This is a genomic window from uncultured Finegoldia sp., from assembly GCF_947252345.1.
In the GTDB taxonomy this organism is placed as follows: domain Bacteria; phylum Bacillota; class Clostridia; order Tissierellales; family Peptoniphilaceae; genus Finegoldia.
In genome coordinates this window covers 15481-31437 of record NZ_CAMXVC010000003.1, presented here as the reverse complement: position 1 = coordinate 31437, position 15957 = coordinate 15481, and the positions used below count along the sequence as shown (strand labels likewise).

The following is a 15957-nucleotide window of genomic DNA, read 5'->3' as shown; positions in this document are numbered from 1 at the left end:
TATACATATAACGCTCTAAAATTACAAGGGGGTAAAGCAATATGGCTTATAAAATTTCAGACGATTGTATCGCATGTGGACAATGCAAACCAGAATGTCCAGTAGATTGTATATCTGAAGGGGATATTTATACAATTAATCAAGATGCATGTATCGATTGTGGTTCTTGTGCTGACGTTTGTCCAGTAGATGCTCCACATCAAGACTGCTAATTTTAGGGGGAAATTAGACTACTCAATTTTGAGTGGTCTATTTTTTTAATACGAAATAACGTGATTTAATATGAAAAGAGAACATTTTATACCGAAAACAGATTTAAAAATAATTGCAGATGACGAGAAATTTTCGTTCACGATAGACTCGATTTTGCTTACAGATTTTGCAAAGATGAAAAAGCACACCAACCTTGTAGATATCGGAGCTGGGACGGGGATTTTGATGCTCAGATGTTTGAGTTTGTATGATTTGTCAAAATGTATCGGCATCGAAATTCAAAAAGATGTGTGCAAAATGTTAGATGAGACGATAAAACTCAACAACCTTTCAAATTGTAGAGCGGTTAACTGCGATTTTAAAATATTAGATATTAAAAACGACTCAATCGACAATATTATTGTGAATCCACCTTATCAAAAAAATGGGCATGGTATTTCCAATAAAAACGAAAATTTTCACACTTCGAGATACGATAATGAGATGAAGATTGAAGATTTGTTTTATTTTGCAAAGATGAAATTAAAATCTAACAGGTCGATGTATATGATTAATCGTGTTGAAAGGCTTGTAGATTTGCTAAGTGTTTCGAGAAACTATAATATGGAAGCGAAGAGGATGAGATTTATTCAACCTAGAGTTGATGAGAAGTGTAATTTAGTTATGATAGAGTTCGTGAAAAATCAAAAGCCTTTTTTAAAATTTGAAAAAAATTTGATAATATATGATAAAGACGAATACACGAAAGAGGTGATGGATATTTATGGAATTACAAAAATCTAAGATTTATGTTGTTGCAACACCTATTGGAAATTTGGCGGATATGACACTTCGTTCGTTGGATGTGTTGAAAAATGTCGATGTAATTTACTGCGAAGATACGAGAAATACTTCAAAATTGTTGAATTACTACGACATTAAAACACCACTTGTAAGCTACCACAAGCACAACGAGCAAAGTCGTTCAGATGAAATAATTGAAAAGATTTTAGATGAAAATATAAATTGTGCAGTTGTAAGTGATGCTGGAATGCCGTCTATAAGTGACCCAGGACAGATTTTGCTCGAAAAAGCGATGGAGGGAAATGTCGATGTTGAAGTTCTTCCTGGAGCGAGTGCGTCGATAACGGCTTTGGTTAGAAGTGGATTTGATAGTTTGCAATTCGCATTTCTAGGATTTGTTCCGAGGAAAAATTCTGAAAAAGAGAAATTCTACGAGCAAATAAAAAATTCATGTATGACAACTATTATTTATGAGTCGGTTCATCGAGTTGTTGATACGATTGAAGAGTTAGGTGAATTTCTGGAGGACAGACAAATCTGCGTACTCCGTGAGTTGACTAAAATTCACGAGACAGTAATAAAAGGAACATGCACAGAAGTTCTTGAAAAAATACAAAAAGAACCGATAAAAGGTGAGTTCGTGATAGTTATTGATAAGTTAATCGAAAAATCGTCCGAGATTGATGTGAAAGAAAAATTAATTGAACTCATTGATGATGGAATTTCTAAGAAAAAAGCAGTTAAGATTGTCTGTGATTTGTACGGTTTGAAGAAAAATGACGTTTACAAGGAGAGCTTGGAAATATGATTTCAGAAGAACTTATCAGCAAAGTAAATGAATTAAATGAAAAATTCAAAGAAAGAAATAATAATTCCAATTTAAGCAGAGACAGAGTTAGAAGTTTAATAAATAATGTTGAAGGACAAAAAATACAAACATTCACTAAAATGAGCGAAGAAGAACTCAAAGTATTTAAAGGACAAAAACATATTTGTGTTGTCGATGGTTCTGTCAATAGGGTTGGAGCTAATTATCCAAATTATGTCGAGTTTTTTCAGGCGATGGCTATGTTAAATTCAAAAGACAAACCAATTGTCAAGACTGATGTGGTGTGTCCGTTGATAGACGGATTTGATGAGATGGATGAGTTAAACCAATCAAAGAGGACTTTGTGCTTGACTGAAATAGCAGCAGCTTATGATGCTGTTAAAAATCACGATGTAAAGGCATTGCTTATGGATGGGACTTTGGTAAGATATCACATACAGGCATCAGATGAATTTAAACAACTTGTCAATTTGTGCCGTGAAAATCAAGTGGTATTGATAGGAGTAGTGGAGGAAATAAACACCAAAATCATTATGGAAACATATAAGGCAGCTAAAAAACCAATCGGAATGCTTTTTGATAGAGAGGCTCTGTTCAATGCTTTTGATATGAACGAAGGATTTATCGTAAAAAAATACAAATCTATGAAGTCGAATATTGGAATTGAACAAGCTTTTGTGAGAACTTCAAAAGACCCGTGTGTAATAGCGATTGATATAATGGATTACAACTTGGATATTTTTAATAGCATAATTTCTTTTGTGTTGGCCCTATGCGATGAAAACACGAGAGGAGTTCCATTTTTGCTGGACATTGTAGACAAGAAAACGAGAATAGAGAACGGCAAAGTCAAGATGCTTGCAAGCAAATATTTGGACACTGAAATATTTCAAGCGATTTTTAGATCACAAAGGAGCAAAAGAGTTATATAATGAAGGAGCTAGATTTTAGAGTTGTCGGAATGACCGACCAATTGGAGTGCTTTGTTGCCAGCAAATACGATAGACTGCGCATAAACGAGTATATGATTGTCAAAGACAAAAAACAAGGAGACATTCTTTGCCAAGTCGTCGAAACACACAGCGTTAACGAATTTATGGAGTCAAATAGTGCGGATTCATACATCACCACAGACCAAATCCAAAAACTGAAAGCTGTTGGCTACGATATTTCTGACGGAATAAAATATATCTATAAATTTCGCGTTATGGATGACCCTGCTTATGCGATAGAAGCAGGCTCAATCATAAGAGAACCAAGTTTTGACGAAATAAAACACTTGTTTTATTCTGGCAAAATTGAAAAATCACTAAAAATTGGGATAATAAAAAACACTGAGCAGATATATGAAAATTGTCCAGAAGAGTACAAAAAATTGCTCAAAGTAATGGATTCCAATCAACAAATTCATGACCAAGAGGAGTTGGTTTATTTATTCAACTATTACAATATGATTGAATATCCACACATCGGAATTTTTGGGGGGTCAGGCTCTGGAAAATCTTATGGAATGAGAGTGGTGATTGAGGAATTGATGGAAAAATCCGTTCCGACTATCGTGTTTGACCCACACAATCAAATGGTTTTTAATGATAGAACACTGGAAAATTACGGGATTGATTTTTCGGACAAATTTGAAGTTTTGGAAGTTGGAATAGATTTGGGGATTAATTTTCCGGATTTGAACAGCTATGAGCTCATCAGCTTGATAGAAACGCAGGGAGAACTCACAGAATCTATGAAATCTGCCTATGAAGCGATTACCAATAATTACAAAATTAGTAAATCAAGTGCCAATGATTTTTTGGATTATTTAAAGAAAATTGCAGATGCTATTTCCGATAAAGACAGCGACGACAATAATTTGTATGATAAGTTCGGACAAATAGTTAACCTCGATTCCCTTCAAGCTGTAATCAGAAGGTTCAACAGACTTTTGAACACAAATATTTTCTTGAACACATCACAAAAACTTTTCGAAGCACTTCTATCAGGCAAAACTGTCGTAATTCAAGGAACGCAGAGGCTGTTGAATTTGTACGCATCGTATGCTATAAATTCTTGCTATCGAAAAAGAAGAAGATATGTTGATTCGATGACAAGCGAATATTTTCCTTTGATTTGTATGGCATTTGATGAGGCACATAATTTTTGTGGAAAAGAACAAATTAGCGTAACAAAAAGAATAATCAAAGAAATCGCACAAGAAGGAAGAAAATACGGAGTGTTTTTGATACTGGCATCTCAAAGAATGGCTGCTATCGACCCGACAATAATTGCTCAGTTGTCGACGAAATTTATTTTCAGAATTTCAACTGAAAAGGACCTAGAAGTCATCAAAAAAGAAACAGATCTCTCGTCAGAAGAAATCAGACGCCTTCCATATCTTTCAAATGGAGATGTTTTTATATCACAAGCTCAAATAGGAAAAACACTTTTTGCAAGAATAAGATTGGCACACACAACTCAACCTAAATTCAATAACCCTTTTGATGAGATGTACCGTATGTTTGAGCAAAACAACGAAAACAGAACACTTTTGGACTTGGAATTACTGTCAAAACTAAAAGAAAACAATGAATTTCCGATAACTTTTGATTTGTTAAACGTAATACAACGCCTTGAAGAAAAATGCTCAATAAAAATGAGCGTCAAAGAATTAGAGGCAAAACTAGAAGAATTCATCAAAGATGGATATATTATAAAAACAAAAAAACCATTGGGATACAGGTACGATTTAGTAAAGGATAAAAATGAAGGTAAGTTATGATGCAAAAATTATGAGTGTTTTCTGCGACAAAAATTCTAATTTAAGATACAATAAATTATTGGATTATATGCTAGAAGCATCCATTATTCAAGAAAAAATATTAAAAGAAAAACTCGTTAATCTTAATGGATTTTGGGTAATTTATCAGTGGGATATAGATATACAAAAACTCCCGAAAAAATTTGACAACCTAAAAGTTCAGACATACTATACATTCAGCAAGAAATTCTATGCTTTCAGAAACTACGATGTTATTCAAGACGACAGGGTAATAGTTAGAGCAAAAACAAAATGGCTCCTTATAAATAAAGAAAAGAAAATTCCTATGCGAATAACCGATGAATTGTCCGACATTTACGAGAAAGAAGATGGATATGACTACATTCAACAAGATGTAGAAGAATTAGAAGTGGATTATGAAAAAATCGGAGAATACACCGTGAGGAAAACAGATATAGATTTGAATTTGCACGCAAACAACGCAAGATATATCGAATGGATAGAGAATTTTATCGAAGATTGCATAATTAAAAAAATCGAAATTATGTACAAAAAAGAGCTCAAATTAGATGAAACGGTCGAAATTTATCGATTAGTTCACAAATCCAATATTTATTTTAAATTGATTAAAGACAGCGAAATAAAAACCATCATCAAAATAACACAATAACCAAAAATTTCACAAAACAAATTGATTTTGCTTTGTGAAATTTTTTTTGCGATTTTTTTAGGCGCAAATAAAATTTTTTGTGAAAAATTTGAAAATGAAATCCCCAAAAATATTGACAAATGAAAATTATTGATATATAATTCTAAGATACAGTATAAAAATGGATAGTTATGCGATAAACTAGATTATTTAGGAGTTTAAGATAGAATAAGGGGTGAAGTATATGCATACTGAAAAGTATGGAGTAACGGACAGAGTTAGCTTTTCTAGAAACAAAAATGTTTTGGGACTTCCAAATCTTATAGGCATTCAAACAGATAGTTTTGATTGGTTTGTAAAAAAAGGAATAAAAGAAGTATTCGAAGATATCAGTCCGATTAAAGATTACGCAGGCAGTCTTGTATTGGAATTTGTAGATTATTATTTTGAAGAAAACCCAAAATACACTATTCAAGAAGCAAAGGATAGAGATGCAAATTATTCTTGCCCGCTAAAAGTTAAAGTAAGATTAATCAACACCGACACAGAAGAAGTAAAAGAACAAGAAGTTTTTATGGGTGATTTCCCTTTGATGACTGACAGTGGTACATTTATCATAAATGGAGCTGAGAGAGTTATCGTAAGCCAACTTGTAAGAAGTCCTGGTGTTTACTTCGCCGAAGAAATTGACAAATCAGGTAACAGCAATTTTGCATCAACTGTAATTCCAAACAGGGGTGCTTGGTTGGAAATGGACACTGATGCAAGTGGCGTTGTCAATATTAGAATCGACAGAACAAGAAAGTTGCCTGTTACTACATTATTGAGAGCTTTGTTATTTGACACTGATGATGAAATAATACAAGCCATGGGAGATTCTGAAATTTTGAGGAAAACTCTCGAAAAAGAAATTTCAAAAGACAGAGAAAGTGCTCTCATCGAAATTTACAAAAAATTAAAGCCTGGTGACCCAGCGTCACTAGAAAGTGCGGAGCCTTTGATTAATAATATGTTCTTTGATAGCAGAAGATATGATTTGGCAAAGGTAGGCCGTTATAAATTCAATAAAAAATTATCATTAAGAGATAGAATTACTAATCACAAATCAAAAGAAGACATCGTGGACACATCTACTGGTGAAATTTTGGCAAGCGCTGGCGAGTTGATTACTGAAGAAATCGCAATAGATATTGAAAACGCTGGAATTAATGCTGTTGATGTTATTAGCCACGAAGGAAAAACTGTTCGTGTTATCGGCAATCATTTTGTGGACTTGGATAGTTTTGGATTGGATATGGACTTGTCGGATTTGAATCTTTCCGAAAAAGTTTATTACCCAATTATGAAAAAAATATTAGATGAAAATGATGACGATGAATCAATCAGAAAAGCAATTGAAGAAAATGTTCATCAATTATCTCCAATTCACATTATTCATTCTGATATTTTGGCATCTATTAATTATGAATTTAACTTATTCTTCGGAATTGGCTCCACAGACGATATCGACCATTTGGGAAATAGACGTGTGAGAACTATTGGCGAATTGTTGCAAAATCAATTCAGAATCGGTTTATCAAGGATGGAGAGAGTAGTCAGAGAAAGAATGAGCACTCAAGACCCTGATTTGGCGACACCTCAATCTTTAATCAACGTACGTCCAGTGACTGCATCGATAAAAGAGTTTTTCGGTTCGAGTCAGTTGTCACAATTTATGGAGCAAACTAATCCATTGGCAGAACTTACTCACAAGAGAAGATTATCTGCGTTGGGACCTGGTGGTTTGTCAAGAGATAGAGCTGGCGTTGAGGTTCGTGACGTGCACGATTCACACTACGGTAGAATTTGTCCAATAGAGACACCAGAAGGACCAAACATCGGTCTTATAACGTCAATGACAACTTACTCTACAACAAATGAGTACGGATTCTTAGAAACTCCATACAGACGTGTGGACAAAGAAACTGGTGAAGTTACTGAAGACATTGTTTATTTAACAGCTGATGAAGAAGATAAATATATAATTGCACAAGCTAATGAACCTTTAGACGAAAATTCAAGATTTGTAAACGAGAGAGTATCCGGTCGTGGTATCAACGGCGAAAATGATATTTATCCTCGTGAAGTTGTAGATTATATGGACGTTAGTCCGCAACAAATTGTATCTGTTGGTACTGCCATGATTCCTTTCTTGGAAAATGATGACGCCACTCGTGCGTTGATGGGTTCCAACATGCAAAGACAAGCTGTTCCATTGTTGTCTACACAAGCGCCAATAATCGGTACTGGTATTGAACACAAGGCAGCAAAAGATTCAGGCGTTGTTGTAAAAGCAAAACACAAAGGAACTGTAACAAAAGTTTCTTCAGATATGATTGAAATTACTCGTGATGACGACAGAAAAGTCGACAAATACACAATTCGTAAGTTCAAAAAAGCAAATCAAGGTACTACATTTAATCAAAGACCTATTGTAAATAAAGGTGACAAAGTTGAGGTTGATGACATCATCGCGGATGGTCCAAGTACACATATGGGAGAAATGGCATTAGGTAAAAACATACTTATTGCATTTATGACTTGGGAAGGTTACAACTACGAAGACGCGATGTTGTTGAATGAAAAATTAGTGTTAGACGATGTATTGACATCAGTTCATATAGAAGAACACGAATCCGAAGCTCGTGAAACAAAATTAGGAGCAGAAGAAATCACAAAAGACATTCCTAATGTCGGAGAAGAGATGAGAAAAAATCTTGACGACGAGGGAATAATCAGAATCGGAGCTGAGGTCAAAGCAGGAGATATTTTAGTTGGTAAAGTTACTCCAAAAGGGGAAACTGAATTAACTGCCGAAGAAAGACTTTTAAGGGCAATCTTTGGAGAAAAAGCCAGAGAAGTAAGAGATACTTCGTTAAGAGTTCCTCACGGTGAATCGGGAGTTGTAGTTGACGTCAAGACTTATTCAAGAGCAAATGGAGATGAATTGTCTCCTGGAGTTAACAAAGTAGTCAGAGTTTTTGTCGCAACAAAGAGAAAAATTATGGTCGGCGATAAAATGTGCGGTCGTCACGGAAACAAGGGTGTCGTTTCGAGAATTATGCCCGAAGAAGATATGCCATATTTGCCTGATGGAACACCAGTACAAGTAGTTCTTAACCCATTAGGTGTACCTAGTCGTATGAACATCGGACAAGTACTTGAAGTTCACTTGGGACTTGCGGCAAGTAAATTAGGTTGGAAGGTAGCTACACCAGTATTCGATGGTGCAAGCGACCTTGAAATAGAAGACGCTTTGGAAGAAGCAGGATATCCAAAATCTGGAAAAATTTGGTTAAGGGATGGAAGAACAGGAGAATATTTCGACAACCCCGTAACAGTAGGATATATGTATATGTTGAAGCTACACCATATGGTTGCAGAAAAAATTCACGCAAGATCTACTGGACCATACTCTCTTGTAACACAACAACCACTTGGAGGTAAAGCTCAATTTGGTGGACAAAGATTTGGAGAAATGGAAGTATGGGCATTGGAAGCTTACGGTGCAGCTCATACTCTTCAAGAAATTCTAACAGTTAAATCAGATGATGTAGTAGGACGTGTTAAAACTTATGAGGCAATCATTAAAGGTGAAAATATTCCTGAGCCAGGAATACCAGAATCATTCAAGGTTTTAATTAAAGAACTTCAATCATTATCTTTGGATGTTAAATTACTTGACGAAAACAATGAAGAAGTCGAATTGATAGATGAAGACACAGATTCTACTGAATTCGGCAGCGATGATACACTATAGGAAAGGAGAGAGCTCCTTGGTACAAAAAAATACTTTTGAAGCTATGAAAATTGGTTTGGCTTCACCTGACAAGATAAGACAATGGTCGTGTGGAGAAGTAAAAAAACCAGAAACTATAAATTATAGAACATTAAAACCTGAAAAGGAAGGATTGTTCTGTGAAAAAATATTTGGGCCAACTAAAGACTACGAATGTAATTGTGGAAAATACAAGAGAATTAGATACAAGGGAATTGTGTGCGAAAAATGTGGAGTAGAAGTCACTAAATCAAAAGTAAGACGTGAAAGAATGGGTCACATTGAATTAGCAGCTCCTGTAAGTCATATCTGGTATTTCAAAGGAATACCATCTCGTATGGGATTGCTATTAGATATGAGCCCAAGAGCTTTGGAAAAAGTTCTATATTTTGCATCTTTCGTGGTAATTGATCCAGGAAAAACAGATTTGTATGAAAAACAATTATTGACAGAACGTGAATACGAAGAGTATTGCGAAAAATACGAAGAAGATGTCGATTTCAGAGCTAAAATGGGCGCTGAAGCGATAAAAGAACTTTTACAAAAAATAGACTTACAAGAAGAATACAAAAATCTAACTGAAACTTTTGAAGGTTCGACTGGACAAAAAAAGGTTAGAATTTTAAGAAGGCTTGAGGTTGTAGAAGCTTTTATTGAATCTAAAAATGACCCTTCTTGGATGATTATGGATGTAATTCCTGTAATTCCTCCAGACATCAGACCTATGGTTCAACTTGAAGGTGGAAGATTTGCTACAAGTGATTTGAATGATTTATACAGAAGAGTTATAAATAGAAATAACCGTCTACAAAGATTGTTGGATATTGGTTCGCCAGAAATTATCGTTCGTAACGAAAAAAGAATGCTTCAAGAAGCTGTAGATGCTCTTATAGACAATGGAAGACGTGGAAAACCGGTAACTGGACCAGGAAATAGACCATTGAAGAGTTTGTCAGATATGCTAAAAGGTAAATCTGGTCGTTTCAGACAAAACTTGTTGGGTAAGAGAGTTGACTATTCAGGTCGTTCGGTAATAGTAATCGGTCCTAACTTGAAATTCTACCAATGCGGTCTTCCTAAGAAAATGGCGCTTGAACTTTTCAAACCATTTGTAATCAGAGAATTGGTTAAAAGAGAAATATCTCACAACGTTAAAAACGCTAAGAAATTAGTTGAGAGAGAAAATGATAAAGTGTGGGATGTTTTGGAAGATATTATAGTAGACCATCCAGTATTATTAAACCGTGCACCGACACTTCACAGACTTGGTATCCAAGCATTTGAACCAATACTAGTTGAAGGAAAAGCTATCAAACTTCACCCATTGGTATGTACTGCTTACAATGCGGACTTTGACGGCGACCAAATGGCTGTCCATTTGCCACTTTCACCGGAAGCACAAGCAGAAGCTAGACTTTTGATGTTGAGTACTAATAACATACTAGCACCAAAAGACGGCAAGCCAATCACGACTCCATCACAAGATATGGTACTTGGTTCATTCTATATGACTACTAGAAAAGAAGGTCAAAAAGGCGAGGGATTGATTTTCAAAGATATAGACGAAATGATGCTCGCTTATGCAATGCACTATGTAACTCTACAAACTATCGTAAAAGTTAGACGTAACAGTGTAAACAATGATGGAACAAGCAAAATTATTGAAAGTACGGTTGGTAGATTTATTTTCAACGAAGGCATATCGCAAGATTTGGGAATGGTAAATCGTGAAGAAGACCCATATTCTCTTGAAGTAGATTTGCAAGTTGACAAAAAAATGCTATCGAAAATCATTGATTTGACTTTCAGAAAACATGGAAATATAAGAACAGCGGAATTATTGGACTACATTAAATCAATCGGATACAAGTATTCAACTATTGGTGCATTGACAATATCAATGGGAGATATTACAATTCCAGATTCTAAAAAAACAATAATAAGCAAAGCCGAACAACAAATAGATTTGGTGCAAGATATTTATCTTCAAGGTGATATAACAAACGAAGAGAGATACAAAAAAGTCATCGAGATTTGGGAACAATGTATTAAAGATGTGACAAAAGCGTTGATGACAAATTTACCAGATGACAACAACTTGAATATCATGGCCGTTTCTGGAGCCCGTGGTAGTGAAAATCAAATCAGACAATTAGGTGGTATGCGTGGACTTATGTCAGATACTGCTGGTAATACGATTGAAATTCCTATCACGTCAAATTTCCGCGAAGGTCTTTCGGTACAAGAGTTCTTTATATCGACTCACGGTTCAAGAAAGGGTCTATCAGATACCGCACTTAGAACAGCGGACTCTGGATATTTGACAAGAAGACTTGTAGATGTTTCACAAGATGTCATAATCACAGAAGATGACTGTGGAACTGATGAATATGTAGTAGCAAAAGAAATTAAAGATGGCAATAGACAAGTTGAAGATTTGAAATCGAGAATAATCGGAAGATATTCATTCGAAGATATTCTTGATTTGGAAACTGGAGAAATCATCGTTCATAAGAATGATATGATTACAGAAGCTATTGCGGATAAAATAGAATCAAAAGGTATTGAAGAAGTCAAAGTTAGAAGTGTTCTTGGATGTAAGATGAAACACGGCGTGTGCGCTAAATGTTACGGAAGAAACTTGGCAACTGGAAAGCCAGTAAACATCGGTGAAGCAGTTGGTATTATCGCTGCACAATCTATCGGTGAACCGGGTACACAATTGACGATGAGAACTTTCCACTCAGGTGGTATCGCCGGAGTTGGAATCACATCAGGTCTTCCTAGAGTTGAGGAGTTATTCGAAGCTCGTAAACCAAAAGGACTTGCTTACATTACAGAAATTGAAGGTACTGTTAAAATCCAAGAAAATAAAAAGAGAAATGATGTTATTGTAACTGCTGAAGATGGCGAAGAAAGAGTATATCAAATTCCTTACGGAGCTCACATCAGGGTTAATGACGGAGACCATGTAGAAAAAGGAGAGCCATTGACAGAAGGTTCTATCAATCCACAAGATATACTACGAGTTAACGGAGCAGAAGGCGTTCGTGATTATATCATCAGAGAAGTACAAAAAGTTTACAGACTTCAAGGTGTAGACATTGACGATAAGCACATCGAAATCATAATCAGACAAATGATGAGCAAAATCAAAGTTGAAGATAGCGGAGATTCAGGATTCTTGTCTGGAAGTGTTGTAGACGCAAGAGATTTCAAAATGACAAACGAACAACTTTTAAAAGAAGGAAAGATTCCTGCAACTGGAAGCCACTCATTAATGGGCATAACAAAAGCTTCTCTCGCTACAGAAAGTTTCTTATCTGCAGCATCTTTCCAAGAAACTACAAGAGTGTTGACGGAAACTTCAATAAAAGGTAAAGTAGATCACTTAATAGGCTTAAAAGAAAATGTAATAATTGGTAAGCTTATACCTGCAGGTACAGGAATAGCAAGATATGATAAGATTAACATAGACTATGAGGGAAAAGCTGAAGAAGAAATGATGGAAGCTGAAAAATTAGCAGAAAACAATGAAACAGAAGTTGATTCTGAATTAGAGTCTGAAGAGCAATCAAAAGATTACGAATCATTACAAGAAGAAGATGAATAATATTTAAGAATTAAGGGATGTGTTTTTTGCATCCCTTTTTCTCATAATAAAAAGGAGTTTTTATGAAAGACGATACGAACATCATAGAGATTAAAAACTTGTGTTTTCAATATGAACAAAATTCAAAAGAAGTGCTAAAAAATGTAAATATTGAAATAAAAAAAGGTGAGTTTGTCTGCATACTTGGTCACAATGGTTCAGGGAAGTCTACATTGGCAAAATTGATAAATGCGCAGTATTTACCAACTAAAGGCGATGTTTTAGTTGGAGATATGAACACCAAAGACGACGAAAATTTGTGGAATATTCGTGAGATGTGTGGAATGGTGTTTCAAAATCCGGACAACCAATTGGTAGCTACAATAGTCGAAGAAGATGTTGCGTTTGGCCCGGAAAATTTGGGAGTACCCAGACAAGAACTTAGAAAAAGGGTTGATGATTGCTTGCAACTTGTTGGAATGAGTGAATACAAAAGACATTCTCCAGCGCTTCTTTCAGGAGGACAGAAACAGAGAATCGCGATAGCTGGGATATTGGCTATGAATCCAAAATGCTTGTTGATGGATGAACCAACGGCTATGCTCGACCCTAAGGGTAGAAAAGACATTATAGATACTATTATAAAATTGAGAGAGCTAGGGAAAACCATAGTTCACATCACTCATTATATGGAAGAATGTGTCAGTGCGGACAGAATAATCGTGATAAATGAAGGAGAAGTTGTGCTTGAAGGTAATCCGAGGGAAGTTTTTTCGAATGTCGAAAAAATGAAAGAAATGGGTTTGGATGTGCCAGAGCCAACAGAGATAAGCTACTTGTTGAACAAATCAAATATAAATGTGAGAAAAGATGTGCTCACTGTTGATGAATTGGTTGAAGCTTTAGAGAATTGTCAGGTGCATTAATGAAGATTGAAATAAAAAATTTAGAACACATTTACAATAAATCAAATCCATTCGAGAAAATAGCTCTTAAAAATGTCAATTTGGAGATAAATCTAAATGAGTTTATAGGAATAATTGGACATACTGGCAGTGGAAAATCAACGCTTTTACAGCACTTGAATGGATTGCTAGAGCCGACAGATGGTGAAGTATTTGTGGATGGAATATCTACAAAGACAAAAGTCAAAACAGATATAAGAAAAAATGTAGGGCTAGTCTTTCAATATCCTGAATATCAATTATTTGAAGAAACTTGCTACAAGGATATCGAGTTTGGCCCCAAAAATCTCGGACTATCAGAGGAAGAAATTAAAAATCGTGTAGAGTGGGCGTGCAAGGCTGTTGGATTAGATGTTGAGCATATGAAAGAAAAATCTCCATTTGAATTATCAGGTGGTCAAAAAAGAAGAGTCGCAATAGCGGGAGTACTGGCAATGAAGCCAAAATTTTTGGTTTTGGATGAGCCAACTGCAGGACTTGATCCTGTTGGACGAGATATGATTTTAAATCAAATCAAAAATCTTTTTGATAATGAATATATGACAGTGATATTGGTTAGCCATAGTATGGAAGATATAGCAAAACTATGCAGCCGTGTAATTGTCATCGACGACAGCACCGTTTTTATGGATGATACTCCAGAAGTTGTTTTCAGTAGAGAAAATGAGCTCAGAGAAATCGGGCTTAGCATACCTCAATCCACACAGGTAGTTAGAAGATTAAAAGAAAAAGGTATGAATTTATCCACGGAAGCGTTGAATGTCGAACAAGCTTTTGAATCAATAAAGAAAGCATTGGAGAGTGAATTATGATTAAGGATATAACGATAGGTCAATATTTTGCATCAGATAGTATAATTCACAAATTAGACCCAAGAGTCAAAGTTGCGTTTGTATTTTTTTATATTATTGGTATATTTTTAGTGACGAAGCTTTGGGTTTATGCACCGATATTTTTGTTTTTGATATTTGTAATTTTAATTTCGAAAATAAAATTAAATTTCGTTTTTAAAGGAATAAAACCATTATTGCCGATTATTTTGTTGACGTTTTTGTTAAATATTTTGATGACGCCGGGCGAAGTTGTTGGTAAATTTTGGATTTTTAAGGTGACGAAATCCGGATTGAATGTCGGGTTTTTTATGGCATTCAGACTGATTTTTTTAGTTATTGGAACAAGTTTGTTGACATTGACAACATCTCCAATTGAGCTTACAGATGCGATGGAAAAAATGCTATATCCATTTTCTAAAATAGGATTTCCGGCACACCAATTTGCAATGATGATGACAATAGCACTTAGATTTATTCCTACTTTATTTGAAGAAACCGACAAAATAATGAAAGCTCAAATGGCAAGAGGAGCGGATTTTGAATCGGGGAATATAATAAAAAGAGCAAAAAATTTGGTTCCGCTTTTGGTTCCACTATTCATCAATGCGCTAAAAATTGCCGGAGAACTCGCAGTAGCTATGGAAGCGCGATGTTATCGTGGTGGAGCTGGTAGAACCAGATTAAACGAACTGTCTTATGAGAAAAAAGATTTTATAGCCTATTTTATTATTGTTTTGCTGTTTGTTTTAATCATTGTGAGTAGAATATTATGAAAAATATAAAACTTACGGTGCAATACGATGGCTCAAAATACTATGGTTGGCAAAAGTTAAATGATTTGCCATCTGTCCAATCAGAAATCGAAGAAGCCGTTAAAAAAATGGTTCATAAAGATGTTAAAATCAACGGAGCTGGAAGAACTGACAAGGGCGTTCATGCAAAGGGTCAAGTTTGTAATTTCGTTGTCGATACTGATATCAGTGCGAACAATTTTTTGATGGGTATAAATCATTTCACAAGCGATTCTATAGTAATTGTAAAATCAGAAGAAGTTGATATGGATTTTCACGCCAGATTTAGTGCAAAATCAAAAACGTACAAATATATTCTGTGCAATAAATACTATATGGAGCCATGGTTTAACGATTATAAGGGGCACAGGAAATACTACATTGATTTTGACTTGCTTCTTGAATGTAAGGATTTGTTGATTGGAAGACATAATTTTACATCTTTTGTGAATGATTTGGAAGAAAATACTAATCCTGTAAGGACAATAGATTTGATAAATATTGAGAAAATTGGCGATGATATTGTCTTCACATTTAAGGCGGAAAGTTTTCTAAGAAATATGGTTAGAATTTTAGTCGGAAGTATGGTCGATGTAGCACGTGGTAGAAAAAGCATTGATTGGCTTAAAAATGCTTTGGAAAATGAAGACAGACAATCTGCTGGCATTACAATAGAACCTGGTGGGTTATATCTTATGGAAATAGAATATTAAGG

The 15957-nt window shown here is 35.1% G+C and carries 12 protein-coding genes; all 12 read left to right on the top strand.

What is annotated here, in order from left to right; all coding sequences use genetic code 11:
* Positions 1 to 41: 41 nt before the first annotated feature.
* The 12 genes from Q0X02_RS01235 to truA all read left to right on the top strand — a co-directional run bounded on the left by Q0X02_RS01235 (position 42) and on the right by truA (position 15955).
* A complete protein-coding gene (locus Q0X02_RS01235; RefSeq protein WP_297810353.1) occupies positions 42 to 212 on the top strand; it encodes a DUF362 domain-containing protein in 171 nt (56 codons plus the stop codon).
* A 70-nt stretch (positions 213 to 282) separates the two neighbouring features.
* Entirely contained in the window at positions 283 to 996 is a 714-nt protein-coding gene (locus Q0X02_RS01230) for a tRNA1(Val) (adenine(37)-N6)-methyltransferase (RefSeq protein WP_297810350.1), read from the top strand.
* Complete coding sequence (gene rsmI, locus Q0X02_RS01225; protein WP_297810348.1) at positions 977 to 1804, top strand: 16S rRNA (cytidine(1402)-2'-O)-methyltransferase; 828 nt, start codon at positions 977 to 979, stop codon at positions 1802 to 1804. The genes Q0X02_RS01230 and rsmI overlap by 20 nt, the downstream gene beginning before the upstream one ends.
* The gene (locus Q0X02_RS01220) at positions 1801 to 2757 is read left to right on the top strand and encodes a DNA double-strand break repair nuclease NurA (RefSeq protein WP_297810345.1); all 957 of its coding nucleotides are present in this window, start codon (positions 1801 to 1803) and stop codon (positions 2755 to 2757) included. The genes rsmI and Q0X02_RS01220 overlap by 4 nt, the downstream gene beginning before the upstream one ends.
* Entirely contained in the window at positions 2757 to 4595 is a 1839-nt protein-coding gene (locus Q0X02_RS01215; RefSeq protein WP_297810343.1) for an ATP-binding protein, read from the top strand. The genes Q0X02_RS01220 and Q0X02_RS01215 overlap by 1 nt, the downstream gene beginning before the upstream one ends.
* Positions 4579 to 5265, top strand: a complete 687-nt coding sequence (locus tag Q0X02_RS01210; protein ID WP_297810340.1) for an acyl-[acyl-carrier-protein] thioesterase — start codon at positions 4579 to 4581, stop codon at positions 5263 to 5265. The genes Q0X02_RS01215 and Q0X02_RS01210 overlap by 17 nt, the downstream gene beginning before the upstream one ends.
* 223 nt (positions 5266 to 5488) lie before the next feature.
* Positions 5489 to 9043, top strand: a complete 3555-nt coding sequence (locus Q0X02_RS01205; RefSeq protein WP_297810338.1) for a DNA-directed RNA polymerase subunit beta — start codon at positions 5489 to 5491, stop codon at positions 9041 to 9043.
* Positions 9044 to 9059: 16 nt separating this feature from the next.
* Complete coding sequence (gene rpoC, locus Q0X02_RS01200; RefSeq protein ID WP_297810336.1) at positions 9060 to 12674, top strand: DNA-directed RNA polymerase subunit beta'; 3615 nt, start codon at positions 9060 to 9062, stop codon at positions 12672 to 12674.
* 62 nt (positions 12675 to 12736) lie between these two features.
* The gene (locus Q0X02_RS01195; RefSeq protein WP_297810333.1) at positions 12737 to 13579 is read left to right on the top strand and encodes an energy-coupling factor transporter ATPase; all 843 of its coding nucleotides are present in this window, start codon (positions 12737 to 12739) and stop codon (positions 13577 to 13579) included.
* A complete protein-coding gene (locus Q0X02_RS01190) occupies positions 13579 to 14430 on the top strand; it encodes an energy-coupling factor transporter ATPase (RefSeq protein WP_297810330.1) in 852 nt (283 codons plus the stop codon). The genes Q0X02_RS01195 and Q0X02_RS01190 overlap by 1 nt, the downstream gene beginning before the upstream one ends.
* Positions 14427 to 15224: an energy-coupling factor transporter transmembrane protein EcfT gene (locus Q0X02_RS01185; protein ID WP_297810328.1), complete on the top strand. Its 798-nt coding sequence runs from the start codon at positions 14427 to 14429 to the stop codon at positions 15222 to 15224. Before Q0X02_RS01190 ends, Q0X02_RS01185 begins: the two co-directional genes overlap by 4 nt.
* Positions 15221 to 15955, top strand: a complete 735-nt coding sequence (gene truA, locus Q0X02_RS01180) for a tRNA pseudouridine(38-40) synthase TruA (protein WP_297810325.1) — start codon at positions 15221 to 15223, stop codon at positions 15953 to 15955. Before Q0X02_RS01185 ends, truA begins: the two co-directional genes overlap by 4 nt.
* Positions 15956 to 15957 lie beyond the last annotated feature (2 nt).

Coding starts and splice junctions, on each gene's coding strand:
- Q0X02_RS01235 (WP_297810353.1), top strand. CDS start 42: ATGGCTTATAAAATTTCAGACGATTGTATCGCATGTGGACAATGCAAA.
- Q0X02_RS01230 (WP_297810350.1), top strand. CDS start 283: ATGAAAAGAGAACATTTTATACCGAAAACAGATTTAAAAATAATTGCA.
- rsmI (WP_297810348.1), top strand. CDS start 977: ATGGAATTACAAAAATCTAAGATTTATGTTGTTGCAACACCTATTGGA.
- Q0X02_RS01220 (WP_297810345.1), top strand. CDS start 1,801: ATGATTTCAGAAGAACTTATCAGCAAAGTAAATGAATTAAATGAAAAA.
- Q0X02_RS01215 (WP_297810343.1), top strand. CDS start 2,757: ATGAAGGAGCTAGATTTTAGAGTTGTCGGAATGACCGACCAATTGGAG.
- Q0X02_RS01210 (WP_297810340.1), top strand. CDS start 4,579: ATGAAGGTAAGTTATGATGCAAAAATTATGAGTGTTTTCTGCGACAAA.
- Q0X02_RS01205 (WP_297810338.1), top strand. CDS start 5,489: ATGCATACTGAAAAGTATGGAGTAACGGACAGAGTTAGCTTTTCTAGA.
- Q0X02_RS01195 (WP_297810333.1), top strand. CDS start 12,737: ATGAAAGACGATACGAACATCATAGAGATTAAAAACTTGTGTTTTCAA.
- Q0X02_RS01190 (WP_297810330.1), top strand. CDS start 13,579: ATGAAGATTGAAATAAAAAATTTAGAACACATTTACAATAAATCAAAT.
- Q0X02_RS01185 (WP_297810328.1), top strand. CDS start 14,427: ATGATTAAGGATATAACGATAGGTCAATATTTTGCATCAGATAGTATA.
- truA (WP_297810325.1), top strand. CDS start 15,221: ATGAAAAATATAAAACTTACGGTGCAATACGATGGCTCAAAATACTAT.